This window comes from Pseudomonas sp. C32 (assembly GCF_030417915.1).
Taxonomy (GTDB): domain Bacteria; phylum Pseudomonadota; class Gammaproteobacteria; order Pseudomonadales; family Pseudomonadaceae; genus Aquipseudomonas.
The window spans coordinates 1-19,128 of record NZ_JAUHUK010000033.1 but is presented as its reverse complement, the minus strand read 5'-3'; the positions used below and the strand labels follow the sequence as shown (position 1 = coordinate 19,128).

The following is a 19,128-nucleotide window of genomic DNA, read 5'->3' as shown; positions in this document are numbered from 1 at the left end:
AGGCCGTTCAAGTTTTCGACGACAAATCCGCCATGCCCTTGAGCAATTCAATCGGCAGCGGAAAGACGATGGTCGAACTCTTGTCGCCGGCAATCGAATTGAGGGTCTGCATGTAGCGCAACTGCATGGCCCCCGGCTGGCGTCCGAGCATTTCGGCGGCTTGCATGAGTTTTTCCGAGGCTTGCAGTTCGCCTTCGGCGTGGATCACCTTGGCCCGACGTTCCCGTTCGGCTTCGGCCTGTTTGGCGATGGCGCGGATCATCGATTCGTTGAGGTCGACGTGCTTGATTTCGACGTTGGCGACTTTGATGCCCCACGCATCGGTCTGGGCGTCGAGCACTTGCTGGATATCCAGGTTCAGGCGCTCGCGTTCGGCGAGCAACTCGTCGAGTTCATGTTTGCCGAGCACCGCCCGCAGTGTGGTTTGCGCCAGTTGGCTGGTGGCGGCGAAGAAATCCTCGACCTGAATGATCGCTTTCTGCGGTTCGAGCACGCGAAAGTACAGCACCGCATTGACCTTGACCGACACGTTGTCGCGGGTGATCACGTCCTGGGACGGTACGTCCAGCACCACCGTGCGCAGGTCGACACGGACCATTTGTTGCACCACCGGAATCAGCAGAATCAGGCCCGGTCCCTTGACCTGCCAGAAGCGTCCGAGCTGGAACACCACCCCGCGCTCGTATTCGCGCAGGATGCGGAACGTCGACCCCGCCAGTGCAATCAGCAATAAGAGTAGCGCGACCATACCCAGTTGCACGCCCATGACTATTCTCCACCCGGCACCGCGTCAGCCGCGGCCACTTGCAGCAGCAAACCCTGGCGCGCCACCACCCGCACCCGCTGTCCGGGTTGCAGCGGCGTCGTGCAGAGCACTTGCCATTGTTCTCCTTGCAGATGCACCCAACCGCCACAGGCGTTGCCGGTCTGCACTGACGTGACGGGCGTTTCGCTGCCGACCAGCCCGGCATCCCCGCTGACGGTGTGTCGCGGTCGGGTTTTGAGGGCGTGAATCACCAGGAAGATCAGCAGCAAGGCGCTGACCAGCGCCAAGCCGATCATCAGCGGCACGGGCACATCGGTGTTGGTCAGAATCACCGCGCCGATCACGAACATCACGATCCCGCCCAAGCCAATCACACCGTAATTGGGCAGGGCGGCTTCGGCGATCAGAAAGGCGATGCCAAACGTGATCAGCCAGATCCCGACAGGGTGGGGCAACAAGACAACCGTATCGGCGGCGAACGTCGACCCACTCAACGCCAGCAGCAACGCAACGGCACAACAACGCGTGTTCACTTGACCCTCCGGGAGAGTCATGGGGGGTTATGAATAGAGTTTAGTTGAGCCCGGGCTTGTATGAATTTTGCTCAAATGATGACGGTGCCCGATGAGCGGATTTCCCGCCGCCACCGGCCAGCGGGCCTAGACTTTCAGTATGGCAAAAGGTGTTAAACCATCGTCCGCCAAATGTTGTAGCGGGCATCGAGGTGCATCATGCGTATGGCAAGAACCGTGCAGCGCAGCCTGGAAAAGGCACACTGCGAATATGACATCGTCAGCCACCCACACTCGGCCAGCAGCCTTGAAACGGCGCGGGTTGCAGGCATTCCTGCGGAACGGGTCGCCAAGTCGGTCATCCTCGATGACCATCACGGTCATTACCTGATGGCGGTGCTGCCCGCCAGCCGTCACCTGGACCTGAGCAAGATCCGCAGCAGCGGAGAGTGGCAGGTCTCCCGGGAAAGCAATCTGCCGCATCTGTTTGACGATTGCGAACGCGGAGCCGTGCCAGCCCTGGGTGAAGCCTATGGGCTGGATGTGGTGATCGACCCACTGCTGACCCGGCAAAAAGACATCTATCTGGAAGCGGGCAACCACACCAATCTGCTGCGCATGAACATACCGGACTTTCTGGCCATGGTGCCGCATGCCGAGGTGCGGGAGTTGAGTCAGTGAGTTTTGTTTCGTCAATGCAGCTGCCATCGCGAGCAGTGACCCCAGAATCAATCCCAGGAGTCCACCATGGAAAACCCGACGCACAGCCTATCGTCGCTGTTCAAACAACTCGGCCTGGCCGACGACGCCGAGAGCATCGACAAATTCATCGCCACCCATTCGCCGCTCAAACCTGAACTGCATCTTGCGGATGCGTTTTTCTGGAGTCCGAGCCAGGCGGATCTGCTGCGTAATGAGGTGCTGGAAGATGCTGACTGGGCAGAGGTGGTGGACCAGCTGGATGTGCTGTTGAGGAAGGGGCGGGGGGTGTAGTTATCGGATGGGTGGCGATTTGCTCGATTGCTCAGTCGATAATAATGGACCAGAATTAAGACCTTATTTGAGGTCTTAATTATGCAAAGTGTATTGGCCGATATGGCCGTTAGTGTCTCCGAGTTAAAGAAAAACCCAACAGCTGTTTTGAATGGCGCCCATGGAGGACCGGTTGCGGTGCTCAATCACAATCGCGTCATGGGTTACATGGTCCCCGCCGATGTTTTCGAAGCCATGATGGAGCGTCTTGATGATTTGGAGTTGGCGGAAATCGTTCGTTCTCGCCGTGATGAGACGCCGATTCCGGTGACACTGGATGACCTATAAGCTCGAATTCCTGCCGTCTGCACGCAAGGAGTGGGACAAGCTGGGGCACACCCTCCGTGAGCAATTCAAAAAGAAGCTGGCAGAGCGGCTTGAGACTCCGCGAATCCAGGCTGACGCCCTGCACGGGATGCCTGACTGTTTCAAAATCAAACTGAAGTCATCGGGATATCGCCTGGTTTACGAGGTGATAGATGAGCGCGTCGTTGTTTCTGTCGTTGCGGTAGGGAAGCGCGAACGCAGTGCAGTCTATGAGCGGGCCAAGAAGCGTTGAGGATTCTTGTTTAGACGTGGCGCTCAAATTTGTTTCAAAACTTGACGATAAATCCTCTCCAATGCCATATTGATAGTTAGCAAACTAACAGTGTGTCTTTCGTGCCCGATCCCCTCGACATTCTTCAGATGAACATCAGCAGTTCCATGGTGGTGGCCGCCAGGCATTGGCGCAAAATCTGCCAGACCACGCTGGCCAACTATGGAATCTCCGAAGCCTGCGCCGTGCCGTTGTTGATGATCGGCCGGCTGGGCGAGGGCGTGCGTCAGGTGACCGTGGCGCAGGCGGCGGGGATGGAGAGTCCGTCGCTGGTGCGCTTGCTTGATCAGCTGTGCCATGGCGGCTATGTCTGCCGCACCGAAGATACGCAGGATCGGCGCGCCAAATGCCTGAGCCTGACCGAAACCGGTCGCGAGCTGGTTCAAGCGGTCGAAGTCGAATTGGTGCGCTTGCGCCATGAAGTCCTGGACGGCATTGACCCGAGTGATCTGGAAGCTACGCTGCGGGTACTCAGAGCATTTGAAGCGGCCACGCCGCCATCGGTGGGCAACCCTTGAACGGATTTTTCTCTGGTATGCCCCCGGCGCGGGACTGGTTCTATGGCGTGCGTACCTTCGCCGCCTCGATGATTGCGCTGTATATCGCACTGCTCATGCAAATGCCCCGTCCTTACTGGGCGATGGCCACGGTGTACATCGTTTCCAACCCATTCCTCGGTCCCACCACGTCCAAAGCTTTGTACCGTGCGATTGGCACCTTTGTCGGCGCTGCGGCGGCGGTGCTGTTCGTGCCGATGTTTGTCCAGAGTCCGTATGTATTGGTGGTGGTGATTGCGCTCTGGACCGGCATCTTGCTGTTTCTGTCCCTGCATTTGCGCACCGCCAACAACTACGCCTTGATGCTGGCCGGCTACACCTTGCCGTTGATTGCCTTGCCGGTGGTGGATAACCCGTTGGCGGTGTGGGATGTGGCGGAAGCGCGGACCGAAGAAATCTTCCTCGGCATCGCCGTGGCGGCCGTGATGGGCGCGATGTTCTGGCCCCGTCGCCTGGCGCCGGTGTTCAACGATTCGGTGAGTAAATGGTTCGCCGATGCATCGAATTACAGCCTGCGATTTCTCAACCGCGACGTGAAGCCTGATGAAGTCAGTGCGCTGCGCATGTCGATGGTGGCGAATTTCAACAGCCTGGAACTGATGATCGGCCAGTTGCCGCACGAAGGCTCGCGTCCGCAAACCGTACGCAACACCAAGGAGTTGCGCGGGCGGATGATTCATCTGTTGCCGGTGATCGATGCCCTCGACGACGCGTTGTATGCGCTGGAACGGCGCACCCCCGAGCTTGTGGATAAGTTCTCGCCGTTGCTGGCGGCGGCCACTGAATGGCTCGATCACAACGATGCGGACCTCGAGCGCTGGCGTGCCCTGAAAGACCAGCTCGAAGCCCTGCAACCCGAGCCGCACGTGCTGGAGGATCGCAAGCAGTTGCTGTTCTCCAACGCCATTTACCGCCTCGGCGAGTGGGTCGACTTGTGGCAGGACTGCCGCAGCCTGCAATTCGCGATTCAGTGTGAGAGCCAGGACAACTGGCGGGCGGTGTATCGGCATTGGCGTCTCGGGCGACTGACGCCGTTTCTGGATCGTGGGCTGATGCTCTATTCCGCCGCGTCCACCGTCACGGCGATCATTGTCGCCTCGGTGCTGTGGATTCTGCTCGGCTGGACCGATGGTGGCAGCGCGGTGATTCTGGCTGCGGTGGCGTGCAGTTTCTTCGCCTCGATGGATGACCCGGCGCCGCAGATCTACCGGTTCTTTTTCTGGACGGCGTTGTCGGTGGTGTTCGCCAGTCTTTACCTGTTTCTGGTCCTGCCCAACCTGCATGATTTTCCGATGTTGGTGTTGGCGTTCGCCGTCCCCTTCATCTGCGTGGGGACGCTGACGGTCAAGCCGCAGTTTTACCTGGGCATGCTGCTGACGTTGGTTAACACCTCGTCCTTCATCAGTATTCAGGGGGCTTACGACGCGGACTTTCTCAGTTTCGCCAACTCGAATCTCGCCGGCCCCATGGGCTTGTTGTTCGCGTTCATCTGGACCCTCATCTCCCGGCCGTTTGGTGCGGAATACGCGGCCAAACGCCTGACCCGTTTCAGCTGGCGCGACATCGTCAGCCTTGCCGAGCCGGCCACCCTGGCCGAACACCGGCAGTTGGGTGTGCAGATGCTCGACCGATTGATGCAGCATTTGCCGCGTCTGGCCATGACCGGCCAGGACACCGGCATCGCGCTGCGCGAAGTGCGGGTGGCGCTGAATCTGCTGGACTTGCTGGCCTATTCGCCACGTGTTTCCGGTGCGCCGCAGGTGTTGCTGCGTCAGGTGGTGGCCGAGGTCGGCGAATACTTCAAGGCGTGTCTCAAGGCTGGCGAGCGGTTGCAGGCGCCGAGTCCTTTGCTCATGACCCTCGATCGCACCCGCCGCGCGCTTGGCGGTGCCGGCGATGATGAAACCCGTCGGCACTTGCTGCACGCCTTGAGTGGCCTGCGCCTGGCATTGCTGCCCGGTGTTGAGTTTGTCGGCGCCGCCGAGCCCGAAGAACCGCTTCCCCATGGCATCGATGGAGCGCCTTTATGATCGGTGATCTGGATATCAGCGGGGTGTTCCTGCCCACGCTGCTGGTGCTGATGGGCATTACGTACGTGATTTACCTGTTGGTGCACGGGGTGCTGACGCGCCTGCACTTTTACCGTCTGGTCTGGCACCGGGCATTGTTCAACGTGGCTCTCTACGCCGTGCTGCTGGGCGCCGTGGATTCACTCAGTCGATACCTGATGACATGAAAAAACCGTTTCTGACCCTGGGTCGCGTGGTGCTGACCCTGTTGATCGTGAGCCTTGCCGTTGTCGTGGTCTGGCGCATGGTCATGTATTACATGTTCGCGCCCTGGACGCGCGACGGGCACATCCGTGCCGACGTCGTGCAGATCGCGCCGGATGTCTCCGGGCTGATCCAGCAAGTGGACGTGCGCGACAACCAAATGGTCAAGCGTGGCCAGGTGCTGTTCAGCATCGATCCGGACCGTTTCAAACTGGCCCTGCGTCAGGCGAAAGCGGCGGTCGCCGATCGTGAAGAAACCCTGGCCCAGGCTCAACGCGAAGCCAAACGTAACAAGGGCCTGGGCAATCTGGTGCCGGGCGAGCAACTTGAGGAAAGTCAGTCTAAGGTCGCTCGCGCACAGGTTGCATTGATGGAAGCCCAAGTGGCGGTGGACAGCGCCCAGCTCAACCTCGACCGCTCGGTGATCCGCAGCCCGGTGGACGGCTACGTCAACGACCGCGCACCGCGTACCCAGGAGTTTGTCAGCGCCGGGCGGCCGGTGTTGTCGGTGGTCGACAGCAACTCGTTCCACATCGACGGCTACTTCGAAGAAACCAAACTCAATGGTATTCATGTCGGCCAGAGCGTCGACATCCGGGTGGTCGGCGACAATGCGCGCCTGCGCGGGCATGTGGAAAGCATCGTCGCCGGTATCGAAGACCGCGACCGCACCAGCGGCAACAACCTGCTGCCCAACGTTAATCCGGCGTTCAGTTGGGTGCGCCTGGCGCAGCGAATTCCGGTGCGAATCGCCTTCGACGATGTGCCAGCGGATTTCCGCATGATCGCCGGACGTACCGCGACGGTATCGATCATCGACGACAAGAACCGGGAGCCTGCGCAATGAGCAAGGCCTCGGGTTTGGCGGTGGCCGGTTTAGGCCTGTTGCTGTCGGCGTGCCAGGTGGTCGGGCCGGATTATCACTTGCCCGAAGAGGCCTCCGTCCACCGCGATGACTTGCAGGGCAACCTGGCGCAAGATGCTAGAGCGGTGGTGTCAGCGCCCGTCCCGGGTGACTGGTGGCGCTTGTATCACGACCCGCGGCTCGACCAGTTGGTGCAGCAGGCCATGGCCTCCAACACCGATTTGCGCGTGGCGGCGGCCAGTCTGCTGCGGGCTCGCGCTCAGGTCGATCAGGCCGAGGCGGCGGGTGGCTGGAGTGGCGGCGTGAAGATGGGCGCCCAGCGTTTGCAGGAGTCAGGCGAAGCGTTCCTGCAGCCGGAAAAAGTGCCGGTGGCCAACATCGGCGATATCGGCATCATCGCGTCATACCAGTTCGATCTGTTCGGTACCTTGCAACGCGGCATCGAAGCGGCCAAGGCCAACGCCGATGCGACCCAGGCCGCCGCCGATACGGCACGCATCACCTTGGTGGCCGACGTGGTCCGCGCCTACACCCAAGTGTGTGCGGCCAATGAGGAGCGGGAAATAGCCCAGCACTCCCTCGACCTGCAAGCCCAGAGCACCACGCTGATCCAGCGCCTGCGCGATGCCGGCCGTGGCGATGAAACCCAGGTCACTCGCTCGCAAACCCAATTCAAATCCTTGCGCGCCGACATGCCGCGCTATGAAGCGGCGCGTCAGGCGGGTCTGTACCGTTTGTCGATGTTGCTGGCCAAGCCGCTGGATCAACTGCCGGCCGGCACGGCGACCTGCGCCGAATTGCCAAAAATCGTGCAACTGGTGCCGGTGGGTGATGGCGCCGCGTTGCTCAAACGTCGACCGGACGTACGGCAAGCCGAGCGACGCCTGGCTGCCGCGACCGCCACCATCGGCGTCGCCACCGGCCAGTTGTACCCCGACATCAGCATCGGCGCGACCGTTGGCACCGTCGGTATCCTGGATAACCTCGGCGAACCGTCCACCAACCGCTGGGGCTTCGGGCCGTCGCTGACCTGGACCGTCCCGACCAACGGCGCCCGGGCGAAAATCCGCGAAGCCGAAGCGGTGACCCAGGCGACGCTGGCGCATTTCGATGGGGTGGTGCTCAACGCCATTCGCGAGACCCAGACCGGTCTGGCGCAGTACTCCGCGTTGCTGCAACGGCGCGATGCGCTGGCGGATGCCGAGCAATCGGCACAATTGGCCGCCGATCAGACGCACCGTTTCTTCCAGGCTGGCCGCGCGTCGTTCCTGGCCGACCTGCAAGCCACTCGCACCTACACCGATGTGCGGGCGCAACTGGCCGCCGCGAACACCCGGGTGGCCATGAGCCAGATCGATTTGTTCCTCGCCTTGGGCGGCGGTTGGGAAAGCGGACGAACGCAAGCGTCGAACTCCGGCAAACCCTGAGGCCGTTGCTATGCTTTGAAGTGATGGAGTGGCGCCCTGTGCAATGGGCTCTTGCTTCACACAAGGCTCGCGCAGGTCAGGGGAAAACCAATAATGAAAAACCCTTATGCTCTCGGCTTCTGGTGCGCTGTCGTGGCGCTGGTGCTGCTCTCGGCCACCTATTTCTACGGCATCATGCTGGCCCATCAGATCGACAAGGCGCTGGTGTTTCTCGACAGTGCCGTCGCACTGATCGCCGTGATGTCTGTCGTGGTGGTGGCCTGGGCGTCCATCCAGACGCATCGCGTCAAAAAAAGACAACTCGAACAAGGCAAGACCCTGGTGCTGATCTGGGACACCAAGGTCGCGCTGCGTCGTGTCGAAACGGTGTTCGACCGCTATTTCTGGGGCAGTTACTGGCAACCGGGGCGCACGTTTCAGGAAGTCATGGGCGAACTGACCGGCACACCGCTGGAAAAAAGCCTCGAAACCCTGAAAAAGCAGTGTCTGGAACTGGACAAACAAATCGCTGACGACGGCCGACACTGGCTCAGCAATGCCCGGGAACTGGCCGATGTCGCCACGGCCATGGCCCGTGAACGCTATCAACTGGATTTTTGCGACCCGCGTGGGGAAGTGACGGGCGGGGCGGTGATCAATCGGGATTTCGAGGTGCTGGTTTATACCTGGACCGCGCGGCTGAAAAGTTTTGATCATCAACTCGATGAGATCGAAGTCCAATATTCCTGACCGTATCAAGATCGCAGCCTTCGGCAGCTCCTACAGGGAATGACGAAAATTCCGTAGGCGCTGCCGAAGGCTGCGATCTTTCCTGACAAATGCGTTCCCCCAATTTCCCAAGACACTCTTTCACCTTTAAACATTGGGCCGTCCGTCGTGCCTGATGCTAATCTCCATCGCACTTTCAGCACAGTCGCGACCGCTACCCGTCATGGGTTCAGGGAAGACGACACTTTCAACAACGGACATTGACGGGTCATACATGAATAAATCAGCAGGCGTGCTTCTGGGAATTGTTGTAGCCATTGGCGCCATCAGTGCAGGCGGCGCGTGGTTCACCGGCAGCAAGCTCGAAAGCGTACTGAACACCTCGATTACCGATGCCAACAAGGAACTGCAAGCGGCCATGGTCGGCTCCAACGGCACCGCGTCGCTGGAGCTGGTCTCGCTGGAACGTCATGTATTCAGCAGCACCGCGCACTACCGCCTCAAGGGCGAGGGGGAAATGTTCGGTGAAACACCGGTCGAGTTGCTGTTTGTCGATCGCATCGAACACGGTCCGCTGCCTTTCTCGCGCCTGGTATCGCTGAAGTGGCTGCCGGTCATGGCGACCAGTCATTACGAACTGGAAAAGACCCCGCTTACCGAGAAGTGGTTTGCCGCCGCCAAGGACAAATCGCCGATGACCGGCGTGGTCAACATCGGTTACGACAACTCCACCAACGGCACCCTCGAATTGAAGCCGCTGGAAATGGCGCTGGATGACAAGTCGAGCATGAAGTTCTCCGGCTTGAACATTGATGTCTCTGCCAGTGCCCAGGCGAAGAAGGTCAAGGCCGACGGCTACATGGACAGTCTGAAGGTGACCACCGTTGCCGAAGATCAGTCGCCGGTGCAAATCGAATTGAACGGCCTGACCCTGGCCAGCAACCTGACCAAAAGCACCTACGGTTTTTACAGCGGCGAGAACGTTCTGGAGCTGGCCAGCGGCAAGTCGACCTTTGGCGTGAAACAGTCGGTGCTGGACTTCAAGAAATTCGAGATGAAAAACCACACCGCCGAGTCAGGCACCAGCGCTTCCGGGCGTGCCGATTACAAGGTGGGCGAAGTTTCCCTGAACGGTAAGCCCATCGGTTCTGGCGCCTTGGCCGTGAGCCTGAAAAACCTCGACATCCCGGCCACCATGACGTTGATGCAGATCTATCAAACCAAGGTGCAACCGTACGAAAGAGCCGCCGCCGAAGCAGAGGCGGTTGGCCTGCCGGTACCGGAAATGCAGCTGACCGAAGCGGAAGAAGCGCAGCTTAAATCCAGCCTGGAAAACCTGCTGGCGGCCGGTCCGCAGCTTGCCCTGGAAAACCTTTCGCTCAACACCGCCAACGGCGAAAGCCGCGCCAGCCTGGTGCTCGACCTGACCAAACCTAAGGCCATCGATCTGCCGACAGACCAGTTGGTCAGACAGCTGATCGCATTGCTGGACTTCAATCTGAAGGTGTCCAAGCCGATGCTGGTGGATGTACTCACCGTGCAATCGCAAATCGACGGCCAGACCGATGCCAAGCTGATTGCCGATCAGGCGACCGCCACGGCGGACATGTTCAGCAGCATGGCAGTGGGCTCGCAATTGGCGAAACTGGACGGTAATGACATCGTCACGAAGCTGCATTACGCCAACAATCAGGTGGATTTCAACGGCCAGAAAATGACCATCGAAGAGTTCGCCAACTTCCTGATGAGCAAGTTCGCGGGTGCTGGGCAAGTCCAGTAAAACCGCGTTTCACAAAGCCACGCCCGACCTTTGCGCGATGCGCAGGCCGGGCGTTTTGCTGTCTGGCATTTGACCTGGAACAAGCAGCGTTGAGTTGACACGTCATGAATCTGAACAATTATTGTGTTCTCAATTGTGACGTGCGTTTGTGTGCAAAATGCCCCTGCCTGAAGTGAGTCGGTCAGATAAAACCGACCATTTCGATACGAGTTGGCAAGGGACGCTGTGAGCCCGGCTGGCCATGTAAGGATACTGACGAATGCCGAGTTTTGATGGTCCCTTTTTGCGAAGCGGCTTGCGCCCTTTGCTTCGCGTTGTCGTTTGCGGTCAGTTGCTCTGGCCGGTGCTGGCGGTCGCCAACACACCCTACGACCAAAGCGTGCTCGACGCCCGGGCGGGGAACTACACGCCTGCATTGACTACATTGCGTCAGGTCCCGGCGAATCAGGCCACCACCGGCCAGATCAGCGATCACCTGCAGATTGCCAGTTGGGCTGGGCTCGACGCTGAAGTAGTGTCGGTCTATGAAACCCAGGGCCATAACCGGGTGCTGCCGGTTCAGGCACTGACCACCACTGCGCGCGCCTATCGCAATCTCAAACGTTGGGACTCGGCGATCCAGGTGTACAACAAGGCGCTGGCCCTCGAGCCGCAAAACCCGGATCTGCAGTTGGGCCTCGCGTTGACCCAGGCCGATGCCGGCAAACCCGCGGAGGCCGTCATCCGTGCTCGCGCATTGGTCGCGGCCAAACCGGATGACGCGTCCCGCCGCCTCGCCCTGGGCTACGCCTTGGCCCGCGCCGGCAACCCGTACGACTCGCTGTTTGAATACGATCAGGCCTTCATGCGCGCCGGCAGCAAACCGGAAGTCGCCCGTGAATACGTGAATGCGCTGCAACGTGTACGGCTGCCGGAACCGGCCTTGCGCCTGGCCAATCAACGGCCGGGACTGATTGACCCGGTCACGCTGCGCCGCCTCGAAGGTGACCTGGCCGCCGAGCGCGTGCGATTGGCCGAACTGGCTACCCGCAGCGAAAAAGAACGCTACGTGATCGCTGACCGCGCGTTGGCCGACTACGACAAGTTGATCGCCACCTGGTCAGCCGATCCAGCCGCTCACGACGATGTCGTGCGTTGGCGCATTGACCGCATGGGTGCGCTCAAGGCCCGTGCGCGCACCGCCGATGTGATTTCCGAGTATCAGAAACTGCTCGCCGAAGGCGTGAAGATTCCGACCTATGCATTGCGCTGGGTGGCGTCGTCCTACCTGGACCAGCGTCAGCCGGAAACCTCGACCGAGTTGTATCGACAGGTGTTGACGGCGCCGGATGCTGATGCCGGTGACCGTCTTGAAGACAGCACCGCGCTCTACTACTCGCTGCTCGAAAGCGACAAGGCCGAAGAGGCACGCAAAGTCGCCGATGACCTGGCCAAATCCCAGAACCCGCGTATTGAACTCAAGGGTTTGCCGGTGGGCAACCCCAACGACGCATGGATGGACGCCCAGCAACTGGCGGCCCAGGCCGGTACTTACGGCTCCGATTTACCCCATGGCGAAGAACAGTTAAAGGCCTTGGTGGATCAGGCACCGGGCAACACCGGTTTGCGCCTGGCCCAAGCCGATTTGTACCTGGCGCGGGACTGGCCACGGCGTGCCGAGAACCAACTCAAGGAAACCGAGAGCATGGCCCCGCGGGATGTCGGGCTGGAAATCGGCCAGGCCCACACCGCCATGGATTTGCAGGAATGGCGGCAGATGGACGCGCTGACCGACGATGTGGTCGCACGCTTCCCGGACAACCGTCAGGTGCAGCGCCTGGCGCGTCAGCGTGAAGTCCACGACATGGCTGAACTGCGCGTAGAAACCTACGGCGGTAAAAGCTATGGCGGTGATAACGACAACGATGCCGGCGCAGTCAACGGCAGCCGTGATTTCGGCATCGAAACCACCCTCTACAGCCCGCCGATCAACGAAGACTGGCGCGTGTTTGCCGGTGCCGGTTACGCCACCGGTGAGTTCCAGGAAGGTACCGGTCATCATCGTTTCCAGCGGGTCGGCCTGGAGCGGCGCACCCGCGACATGACCCTCGAAGCGGAAGTCTCCAACCATTCCTACGGATTTGGCAGCAAGCAGGGTGCGCGCCTGGCCATTGCCCGGGATATCGACGATCACTGGCAGTACGGTGGCAGTCTTGAGTACTTCTCGGCCGCTACGCCGTTGCGAGCCTTGAACAGCGACATCACCGCCAACGGCGGCAGCGGTTTCATTCGCTGGCGGGCTAACGAAAGCCGCGAGTGGAAACTGGCGGTCAGCCCCTCGCACTTCAGTGATGGCAACAACCGGGTCGAAGCATTGGTCACCGGTCGTGAAGGTGTCTACAGCGCGCCGGGCCTGCAGGTCGATGTCGGACTGGAGGTCGGCAGCAGCCACAACTCCATGTCCGACGACGTGCCGTACTTCAACCCGAAATCCGATTTCAGCGTGCTGCCGACCGTGAACGTCAATCACGTGCTGTACCACCGCTACGAAACGGCCTGGAGCCAGCAGTTCCAGGCGGGCGCGGGTACTTACAGCCAGCGTGATCACGGCACCGGTGGCATGGCGCTGCTCGGTTACGGCCAGCGTTATGCCTGGAACGACGTATTCGAAGTGGGCGGCCTGTTGAGCGTGATCAACCGACCCTACGACGGAGATCGCGAAACCGATCTGCGCCTGCTCGTCGACCTCACTTATCGCTTCTAGAAGAGTTTGAAGATGCCTTTTTTCTCGCGTTTCATCCTCCTGCTGGGAGCGCTGTTGATCAGCGCCTGCGCCCAGCAGGCACCCGCTTTTGTGCCGCCGTCCGAGCGCCCGGTTTCGGCCAGCGAAACCCCGTGGCCGAAAAACCATGTGCTGGGCATTGCCTACCACGATGTCGAAGACCGCGACCCGGACCAGGCCGTAGTGGCAGTGCGCACCGAACGCCTGATCGAGCAACTGGCGTGGCTGCGGGAGAACAACTACAAACCGGTGACCGTCGACCAGATCATGGCCGCGCGCAGCGGTGGGCCGGCGTTGCCGCCTAAAGCGATCCTGCTGAGTTTCGACGACGGTTATTCAAGTTTCTATACCCGCGTGATGCCGGTGCTGCGCGCCTACAACTGGCATGCCTTGCTGGCGCCGGTCGGGTCCTGGGTCGACACACCGTTGAACCAACCGGTGGATTTCGCCGGGACGCCGCGCCAGCGTTCGGACTTCCTGACCTGGGATCAGGTCCGGGAAGTCTCCCAGTCGGGTCTGGTGGAAATCGCTGCGCACACCGACGCCAATCACAAAGGTGTGCTGGCCAACCCGCAGGGCAACCTGCAACCGGCCGCCGCCACGCGCCGGTACGACGCGACGACTGGCCGCTACGAAACCGAGGCTGAATTTCAGCAGCGAATTCGCACCGACGTTGCGGCCATCTCGGAGAAAATCCGCAAGGCCACCGGCTACAAGCCACGGGTTTGGGTCTGGCCATACGGAATGGCGGACGGCACCTCGCTGGCGGTGGTCGACGAACAGGGCTATCAGATGGCGTTGACCCTGGACGACGGTCTCGACGCACTCGACAACCTGATGAGCAGCCCGCGCTTTCTGGTGGCATCGGACCCGGACGGCGAACACTTCGCCAACAGCATCGTGTCTGTGCAGGCCGAATCATCGATGCGCGTGGTGCATGTGGACCTCGACAACGTCTACGACCCCGACCCCGCGCAACAGGAAATCAACCTCGGCAAACTGATCCAGCGCATGGCCGACATGGGCGCCAACACGGTGTTCCTGCAAGCCTTCGCCGACCCGGCCGGCGATGGCCTGGTGCACAAGTTGTACTTCCCCAACCGTCACCTGCCGGTGGCCGCCGACATCTTCGATCGCGTGGCCTGGCAACTGCGCACCCGGGCCAACGTCAAAGTCTTTGCGTGGATGCCGGTGTTGAGTTTTGCCCTCGATTCGAAGCTGCCACGGGTGACCCGTTGGGACCCGAAAACCGGCACCACTTCGGTTGATCCGGACCAGTACAAGCGACTGTCGCCGTTCGATCCGAACGTGCGGCACATCATCGGCGAAATCTACGAAGACGTGGCGCGCCTGACGTCGGTCGACGGCATCCTCTATCACGATGACGCGGTGCTGTCGGACTTCGAAGACGCCGGCCCGCAAGCGCTGAAGGTCTATGCCGCCAACGGCTTGCCGGGCTCGATGGCCGCCCTGCGTGCGGACCCGGCCACGATGCAACGCTGGACCCGTTTCAAGAGTCGGTACCTGATCGACTTCACCCAGGAACTCACGGCCAAGGTCCGGGCCATCCGTGGCCCGCAGGTGATGACCGCGCGCAACATCTTCGCCGAGCCGATGCTCAATCCCGAGAGCGAAGCGTGGTTTGCGCAGAACCTCGACGACTTCCTGCAGACCTACGACTGGACGGCGCCGATGGCCATGCCGTTCATGGAAAAACAGACCCGGGAGCAATCCGGGCCCTGGCTGGAATCGTTGGTCGCCACGGTCAAATCCCGTCCCGGCGCGCTCAATCGCACCGTGTTCGAACTGCAAGCCCGGGACTGGACCAAGCAGACCGACGCCGACATCGACGGCCAGCAGTTGGCCGAGTGGATGGGCGTTCTCAAGCGTCAGGGCGCTACCAGTTTCGGCTACTACCCGGACAACTTCCTCGACAACTTGCCGGACCTGAAAACCGTGCGGCCCGCACTCTCCAACAAGTGGAATCCATAACATGCTGGACAGACTTTTGGCCATGCTGGTGCTGGCGATCGTCCTTGGGGTTCCCCTCGGACTGATCTTCCTGCTGACCGGGCAATTCCTGATGGACTTCGTGTTCTTCTACCCATTGTTCATGTCCGGGTTGTGGATCGCCGGTGGCCTGTATTTCTGGCTGCACTGGGAGCGGCACTGGCCGTGGGAAGACGACACGCTGCCGCCGCCGCTTGAAGGCGAGCCGCTGATTTCGATCCTCATTCCTTGCTACAACGAAGGCGAAAACGCGGCCGACACCATTCACGCGGCACTGGCGCAGCATTACCCGAATATCGAAGTCATTGCGATCAACGACGGCTCCAGTGACAACACCGCTGCCGTGCTCGATGCCTTGGCGCAGCAGGATCCGCGTCTGCGCGTGGTGCACCTGGCGGAAAACCAGGGCAAGGCAGTCGCTCTGCGCATGGGCGCCATTGCGGCGCGCAGCGAGTATCTGGTGTGTATCGATGGTGATGCACTGCTGGCGCCGAACACGGCGGCTTATCTGGTTGCGCCCATGCTCGACAACGCGCGCCTCGGCGCCGTGACCGGCAACCCGCGGATTCGCACGCGCTCGACGTTGGTGGGGCGTGTCCAGGTCGGCGAGTTCTCTTCCATCATCGGCTTGATCAAACGCACTCAACGGGTGTTCGGTCGGATCTTTACCGTCTCCGGGGTGATCGTCGCTTTCCGTCGCACGGCGCTGCACCGGGTTGGCTACTGGAGCCCGGACATGATCACCGAAGACATCGACATCAGCTGGAAACTGCAACTGGACCACTGGAGCATCTTTTACGAGCCCCGTGCACTGTGCTGGATCCTGATGCCGGAAACCCTGGCGGGCCTGTGGAAGCAGCGACTGCGCTGGGCCCAGGGTGGCGCCGAAGTGCTGTTCAAGAACATTCGCGGAATCTGGCAATACCGTCACCGCTACCTTTGGCCGCTGCTGTTCGAATACTGCCTGTCCACCGGTTGGGCGTTTACCTTCCTGCTATCGATCATCTTCTGGGCGATGGGCAAGTTTGTCGAAATGCCGTCCGCGATTGCCGTCGATCACCTGTTGCCGCCGGCCTTTACCGGGTTGCTGCTGGCGACCGTCTGCCTGTTCCAGTTCGCGGTCAGCATTCTGATCGACCGCCGATACGAAAAAGGCCTGTGGAAAACCATGTTCTGGGTGATCTGGTATCCGCTGGTGTTCTGGCTGATCAGTTTGCTCACCACGCTCGTCAGCTTCCCCAAGGTGCTGTTCAGTCAAAATCAGAAACGTGCACGCTGGGTGAGTCCTGACCGAGGCATCAAGCCGCTGAGCGATGAAAAGGAGGACGCCAAATGAAAATCATCCGAACTCAGCGGAATCTTGTTTGGGTCGTGATCGATGTTTTTTTCACGGTGCTGGCCTGGATCGGACTGCTCTATTTGCTGATACGCGGGCTCTGGCCATTGATCGACACCCACGCGGGGCCGCGCCTCGATGGTTCGGTGTTCGATGCGCTCGGTACGCTGCAGATTTATTTTTGGGTGGCGGTGTTGAACGCGGTGATCCTGATTTCCTGGGCGCGTTACCAGCACCGTAAAAGCAAGAGCTTTCTCCAGCGCCGTTTGCCGGCACCGGTGGTGGATGATCTTGATTTGAGCGAGACCTTCAATCTGACCCGTGAGCGGCTCAAAAAGCTGCGCACGTCCGGTTCCATGACCATCCACAACGATCAGGAAGGGGATGTCAGTCGCGTGGTCACGCACTTCTTCCCCGTCACGGCACAGCAGTTACCTGAGCGTCTGGCGCCACTGGCACATCCGCGAGTGATTCGCTTGCCGGCCGACAAAGACGATAAGCAAGCGCCCCTCACGTCCGCCTAGGGAAGGTCTCGAATCAGCCGCCACGCTTGATCCAGCGACAGCGGCTGTTTCATCCGTTCGACAAGCATCGCCATTGCCCGGTCTTGCTCACAGGCCATCGCCCTGATAGGCACGCAGTTGATCGCCGGCGCGTAGCAGGAGGATTTTGCTGTCTCCAGCCTGCACTTCCATGCCCCGGTCTTCGGGCACATCGGCGAAATTCGCAACGCGATGCAGAGTCATGATCGCTCTCCAGACATACCTTTCAATGATGAGTCTGGCGCAGATTACGAGGTTCATCCATAAGCCACTGCCACGGCGTGAACGCTCCGGCTATAGTCTGCACGCCGCCCACGGCCCCACACGCACAAGGTGCTCCGGTATGATCCGATTGACCTCTTTGAACCCTTGGCTCGCGGCCGTAGCAGTTGCCTTTTGCGTGCAGTTACCGGCACACGCCGCGCAAGAGCGTTTCACCCTGAGCATTCCGGGTGTCTCGGATGACCGCTTGTTCGCCTCGGCCGCCGCCAGCGATGCCCCGGGCTGCGGCGGACACAACGTTTCCCCGGCACTGAGCTGGAACCCCGGCCCGACAGGCACCCTCAGCTACGCCATCGTCATGCACGACCCGGACGGCCAGAAAGGCCAGGGCGTCGATCACTGGGTGCATTACGGCATCAAGGCCGGCACGCATCAGATTGCATCCGGCGTCGGCGCCAAATCTGCGCTGGAAGGCGTGGCCGGCACCAACAGCAAAGGCACCACCGGTTACATCGGCCCTTGCCCGCCCGTTGGCGACAGCGCTCACCACTACATCATCCAGCTCTACGCCCTGGACCTGGCGCCAGAGGCCTTGCCCGCCGGCCTGACCCGTGCGCAGTTTCTGGAAAAAATCAAAGGCCATGTGCTGAAAAACAGCAGCGTGGTGCGCCGTTACCACCGCTGACGAATATTCAGAACGATCTGACCCCAGCCCGGCGATTTGGCATTACGGCCCGAAAACGCGCACTATCGGGCCATAGCCGATGCGTTGGAGGATGCCGTGGCAAAAAAAATCGACCGCATCGCCCAAATGCTCAACTGCCCGCAAAAGGGCGAAGAACTACGGCGAGCCATTACCGAGAGCCGTAAGGACTTTCTGCTGAATCAGCCGGAAGAAGCCATTGTTGAAGACGACGACCTGGAAGAGGAAATTTTCGAGGACGACGAAGACGATGATGATGATGAATACGACGAGTTTGACTGGACGACAGAATGAAAAAACCGCTTAGGCGGTTTTTTTGTGGGTTGGCATCGCACTGGTCAGGTGTTCGTTGACCACCATGCCAGCAATCGAGCACTATAAAGTACTTTTTTTCGTACCATTGGAGCCGTCATGGAACAGCTACTCGCAAGCCGTTCGGTCAGCATTACCGAGCTCAAACGCAGCCCGAGTACGGTGATCGAGCAAGCGGGTTCGGAGCCTGTTGCCGTGCTCAACCACAACCGTCCTGCTGCGTATCTATTACCCCATGCTGCCTATCAACAGCTGCTGGATCGGCTGCATGCCGCAGAACTTCGGGAAGCCATTGCAGCAAGCCGCAATGATCCCCGTCCGGCCATCGCTGCCGAAACCGTGTTCGCCGAGCTTGATGCGCTGATTGATGAGGTAGCATCGGAACAAGTGCGTCCATGAGGAAACTGTTCTTCTCTGCACGGGCCCGGGACGATCTTCTGCAAATTGCCCGCTTCATCGCACGAGACAACCCTGAGCGGGCCCGGACGTTTGTCGGCGAGTTGCGTTTGCAGTGCACGCGATTGATCGATCAGCCGAACCTGGGTGTTCCAAAGGATGATTGTGCCAAGGGATTGCGAATGATTACCCATGGTCGTTATCTGATTTTCTACAGCGTGGAGGGCGTCGATATCATGGTCGAGCGCGTTCTGCATGGCGCGAGAGACATCGTCCGACTGTTTGAAAAAAACGGCATGGGTGATTAAGGCGCCCAGCTTTTGAGCAC

At 60.3% G+C, this 19,128-nt stretch carries 21 protein-coding genes and 1 pseudogene; 19 read left to right on the top strand and 3 right to left on the bottom strand.

Features of this window, described 5'->3' with window-relative positions; all coding sequences use genetic code 11:
- Positions 1-7 precede the first annotated feature (7 nt).
- Positions 8-766, bottom strand: coding sequence for a slipin family protein (locus QYH43_RS25950; RefSeq protein ID WP_301158412.1), 759 nt, complete (start codon positions 764-766; stop codon positions 8-10).
- 2 nt (positions 767-768) lie between these two features.
- Positions 769-1,299, bottom strand: coding sequence for an NfeD family protein (locus QYH43_RS25945; RefSeq protein WP_301158411.1), 531 nt, complete (start codon positions 1,297-1,299; stop codon positions 769-771).
- Between the two features lie 198 nt (positions 1,300-1,497).
- On the opposite strand from QYH43_RS25945, the gene QYH43_RS25940 reads away from it, so the two are divergent.
- From QYH43_RS25940 to pgaD, 15 genes are all read left to right on the top strand, one after another.
- Positions 1,498-1,959 carry an aminoacyl-tRNA deacylase gene (locus QYH43_RS25940; protein WP_301158410.1) on the top strand — a complete coding sequence of 154 codons (462 nt, stop codon included), beginning with the start codon at positions 1,498-1,500 and terminating at the stop codon, positions 1,957-1,959.
- A 66-nt stretch (positions 1,960-2,025) separates the two neighbouring features.
- Positions 2,026-2,271: a DUF2789 domain-containing protein gene (locus QYH43_RS25935; RefSeq protein WP_095060518.1), complete on the top strand. Its 246-nt coding sequence runs from the start codon at positions 2,026-2,028 to the stop codon at positions 2,269-2,271.
- Between the two features lie 81 nt (positions 2,272-2,352).
- Complete coding sequence (locus QYH43_RS25930) at positions 2,353-2,598, top strand: type II toxin-antitoxin system Phd/YefM family antitoxin (protein WP_095060521.1); 246 nt, start codon at positions 2,353-2,355, stop codon at positions 2,596-2,598.
- Positions 2,588-2,869, top strand: coding sequence for a type II toxin-antitoxin system RelE/ParE family toxin (locus QYH43_RS25925; RefSeq protein WP_095060523.1), 282 nt, complete (start codon positions 2,588-2,590; stop codon positions 2,867-2,869). The genes QYH43_RS25930 and QYH43_RS25925 overlap by 11 nt, the downstream gene beginning before the upstream one ends.
- A 128-nt stretch (positions 2,870-2,997) precedes the next feature.
- A complete protein-coding gene (locus QYH43_RS25920; RefSeq protein WP_095060525.1) occupies positions 2,998-3,426 on the top strand; it encodes a MarR family transcriptional regulator in 429 nt (142 codons plus the stop codon).
- Entirely contained in the window at positions 3,423-5,495 is a 2,073-nt protein-coding gene (locus QYH43_RS25915; RefSeq protein WP_095060527.1) for an FUSC family protein, read from the top strand. Before QYH43_RS25920 ends, QYH43_RS25915 begins: the two co-directional genes overlap by 4 nt.
- The gene (locus QYH43_RS25910; RefSeq protein WP_053160669.1) at positions 5,492-5,701 is read left to right on the top strand and encodes a DUF1656 domain-containing protein; all 210 of its coding nucleotides are present in this window, start codon (positions 5,492-5,494) and stop codon (positions 5,699-5,701) included. Before QYH43_RS25915 ends, QYH43_RS25910 begins: the two co-directional genes overlap by 4 nt.
- On the top strand, positions 5,698-6,585 hold the full coding sequence (locus QYH43_RS25905; protein ID WP_095060529.1) for an HlyD family secretion protein: 888 nt from the start codon (positions 5,698-5,700) through the stop codon (positions 6,583-6,585). Before QYH43_RS25910 ends, QYH43_RS25905 begins: the two co-directional genes overlap by 4 nt.
- Positions 6,582-8,030 (top strand): efflux transporter outer membrane subunit, encoded by a 1,449-nt coding sequence (locus QYH43_RS25900; protein WP_301158409.1) that lies wholly within the window; start codon positions 6,582-6,584, stop codon positions 8,028-8,030. The genes QYH43_RS25905 and QYH43_RS25900 overlap by 4 nt, the downstream gene beginning before the upstream one ends.
- A 93-nt stretch (positions 8,031-8,123) precedes the next feature.
- Positions 8,124-8,759, top strand: a complete 636-nt coding sequence (locus QYH43_RS25895) for an NADH:ubiquinone oxidoreductase subunit N (protein WP_301158408.1) — start codon at positions 8,124-8,126, stop codon at positions 8,757-8,759.
- Positions 8,760-9,012: 253 nt separating this feature from the next.
- Positions 9,013-10,518, top strand: coding sequence for a YdgA family protein (locus QYH43_RS25890; RefSeq protein ID WP_095151691.1), 1,506 nt, complete (start codon positions 9,013-9,015; stop codon positions 10,516-10,518).
- 259 nt (positions 10,519-10,777) lie between these two features.
- Entirely contained in the window at positions 10,778-13,261 is a 2,484-nt protein-coding gene (gene pgaA, locus QYH43_RS25885; RefSeq protein ID WP_301158407.1) for a poly-beta-1,6 N-acetyl-D-glucosamine export porin PgaA, read from the top strand.
- A 12-nt stretch (positions 13,262-13,273) separates the two neighbouring features.
- Positions 13,274-15,271 (top strand): poly-beta-1,6-N-acetyl-D-glucosamine N-deacetylase PgaB, encoded by a 1,998-nt coding sequence (gene pgaB / locus QYH43_RS25880; protein WP_301158406.1) that lies wholly within the window; start codon positions 13,274-13,276, stop codon positions 15,269-15,271.
- Position 15,272: 1 nt separating this feature from the next.
- A complete protein-coding gene (gene pgaC / locus QYH43_RS25875; protein ID WP_301158405.1) occupies positions 15,273-16,625 on the top strand; it encodes a poly-beta-1,6-N-acetyl-D-glucosamine synthase in 1,353 nt (450 codons plus the stop codon).
- A complete protein-coding gene (gene pgaD / locus QYH43_RS25870) occupies positions 16,622-17,149 on the top strand; it encodes a poly-beta-1,6-N-acetyl-D-glucosamine biosynthesis protein PgaD (protein ID WP_301158404.1) in 528 nt (175 codons plus the stop codon). The genes pgaC and pgaD overlap by 4 nt, the downstream gene beginning before the upstream one ends.
- A gap of 96 nt (positions 17,150-17,245) precedes the next feature.
- Here the strand turns inward: pgaD and QYH43_RS25865 are convergent.
- Positions 17,246-17,371, bottom strand: a pseudogene (locus tag QYH43_RS25865) (Rieske (2Fe-2S) protein); the annotation flags it as partial.
- A gap of 139 nt (positions 17,372-17,510) precedes the next feature.
- Between QYH43_RS25865 and QYH43_RS25860 the strand changes: the two are divergent.
- The 4 genes from QYH43_RS25860 (at position 17,511) to QYH43_RS25845 (ending at position 19,108) form a co-directional block, all read left to right on the top strand.
- Entirely contained in the window at positions 17,511-18,074 is a 564-nt protein-coding gene (locus QYH43_RS25860; RefSeq protein WP_095151696.1) for a YbhB/YbcL family Raf kinase inhibitor-like protein, read from the top strand.
- A 36-nt stretch (positions 18,075-18,110) separates the two neighbouring features.
- On the top strand, positions 18,111-18,386 hold the full coding sequence (locus QYH43_RS25855) for a hypothetical protein (protein WP_256583082.1): 276 nt from the start codon (positions 18,111-18,113) through the stop codon (positions 18,384-18,386).
- A gap of 117 nt (positions 18,387-18,503) precedes the next feature.
- Positions 18,504-18,803, top strand: coding sequence for a type II toxin-antitoxin system Phd/YefM family antitoxin (locus QYH43_RS25850; protein WP_301158402.1), 300 nt, complete (start codon positions 18,504-18,506; stop codon positions 18,801-18,803).
- On the top strand, positions 18,800-19,108 hold the full coding sequence (locus QYH43_RS25845) for a type II toxin-antitoxin system RelE/ParE family toxin (protein WP_301158401.1): 309 nt from the start codon (positions 18,800-18,802) through the stop codon (positions 19,106-19,108). The genes QYH43_RS25850 and QYH43_RS25845 overlap by 4 nt, the downstream gene beginning before the upstream one ends.
- Positions 19,109-19,128: the final 20 nt, after the last annotated feature.

Excerpts from the sequence above, each read along its gene's own strand:
- QYH43_RS25950 (WP_301158412.1), bottom strand. The coding sequence starts at position 766 with ATGGGCGTGCAACTGGGTATGGTCGCGCTACTCTTATTGCTGATTGCA.
- QYH43_RS25940 (WP_301158410.1), top strand. The coding sequence starts at position 1,498 with ATGCGTATGGCAAGAACCGTGCAGCGCAGCCTGGAAAAGGCACACTGC.
- QYH43_RS25935 (WP_095060518.1), top strand. The coding sequence starts at position 2,026 with ATGGAAAACCCGACGCACAGCCTATCGTCGCTGTTCAAACAACTCGGC.
- QYH43_RS25930 (WP_095060521.1), top strand. The coding sequence starts at position 2,353 with ATGCAAAGTGTATTGGCCGATATGGCCGTTAGTGTCTCCGAGTTAAAG.
- QYH43_RS25925 (WP_095060523.1), top strand. The coding sequence starts at position 2,588 with ATGACCTATAAGCTCGAATTCCTGCCGTCTGCACGCAAGGAGTGGGAC.
- QYH43_RS25920 (WP_095060525.1), top strand. The coding sequence starts at position 2,998 with ATGAACATCAGCAGTTCCATGGTGGTGGCCGCCAGGCATTGGCGCAAA.
- QYH43_RS25910 (WP_053160669.1), top strand. The coding sequence starts at position 5,492 with ATGATCGGTGATCTGGATATCAGCGGGGTGTTCCTGCCCACGCTGCTG.
- QYH43_RS25905 (WP_095060529.1), top strand. The coding sequence starts at position 5,698 with ATGAAAAAACCGTTTCTGACCCTGGGTCGCGTGGTGCTGACCCTGTTG.
- QYH43_RS25900 (WP_301158409.1), top strand. The coding sequence starts at position 6,582 with ATGAGCAAGGCCTCGGGTTTGGCGGTGGCCGGTTTAGGCCTGTTGCTG.
- QYH43_RS25895 (WP_301158408.1), top strand. The coding sequence starts at position 8,124 with ATGAAAAACCCTTATGCTCTCGGCTTCTGGTGCGCTGTCGTGGCGCTG.
- QYH43_RS25890 (WP_095151691.1), top strand. The coding sequence starts at position 9,013 with ATGAATAAATCAGCAGGCGTGCTTCTGGGAATTGTTGTAGCCATTGGC.
- pgaA (WP_301158407.1), top strand. The coding sequence starts at position 10,778 with ATGCCGAGTTTTGATGGTCCCTTTTTGCGAAGCGGCTTGCGCCCTTTG.
- pgaB (WP_301158406.1), top strand. The coding sequence starts at position 13,274 with ATGCCTTTTTTCTCGCGTTTCATCCTCCTGCTGGGAGCGCTGTTGATC.
- pgaC (WP_301158405.1), top strand. The coding sequence starts at position 15,273 with ATGCTGGACAGACTTTTGGCCATGCTGGTGCTGGCGATCGTCCTTGGG.
- pgaD (WP_301158404.1), top strand. The coding sequence starts at position 16,622 with ATGAAAATCATCCGAACTCAGCGGAATCTTGTTTGGGTCGTGATCGAT.
- QYH43_RS25860 (WP_095151696.1), top strand. The coding sequence starts at position 17,511 with ATGATCCGATTGACCTCTTTGAACCCTTGGCTCGCGGCCGTAGCAGTT.
- QYH43_RS25850 (WP_301158402.1), top strand. The coding sequence starts at position 18,504 with ATGGAACAGCTACTCGCAAGCCGTTCGGTCAGCATTACCGAGCTCAAA.
- QYH43_RS25845 (WP_301158401.1), top strand. The coding sequence starts at position 18,800 with ATGAGGAAACTGTTCTTCTCTGCACGGGCCCGGGACGATCTTCTGCAA.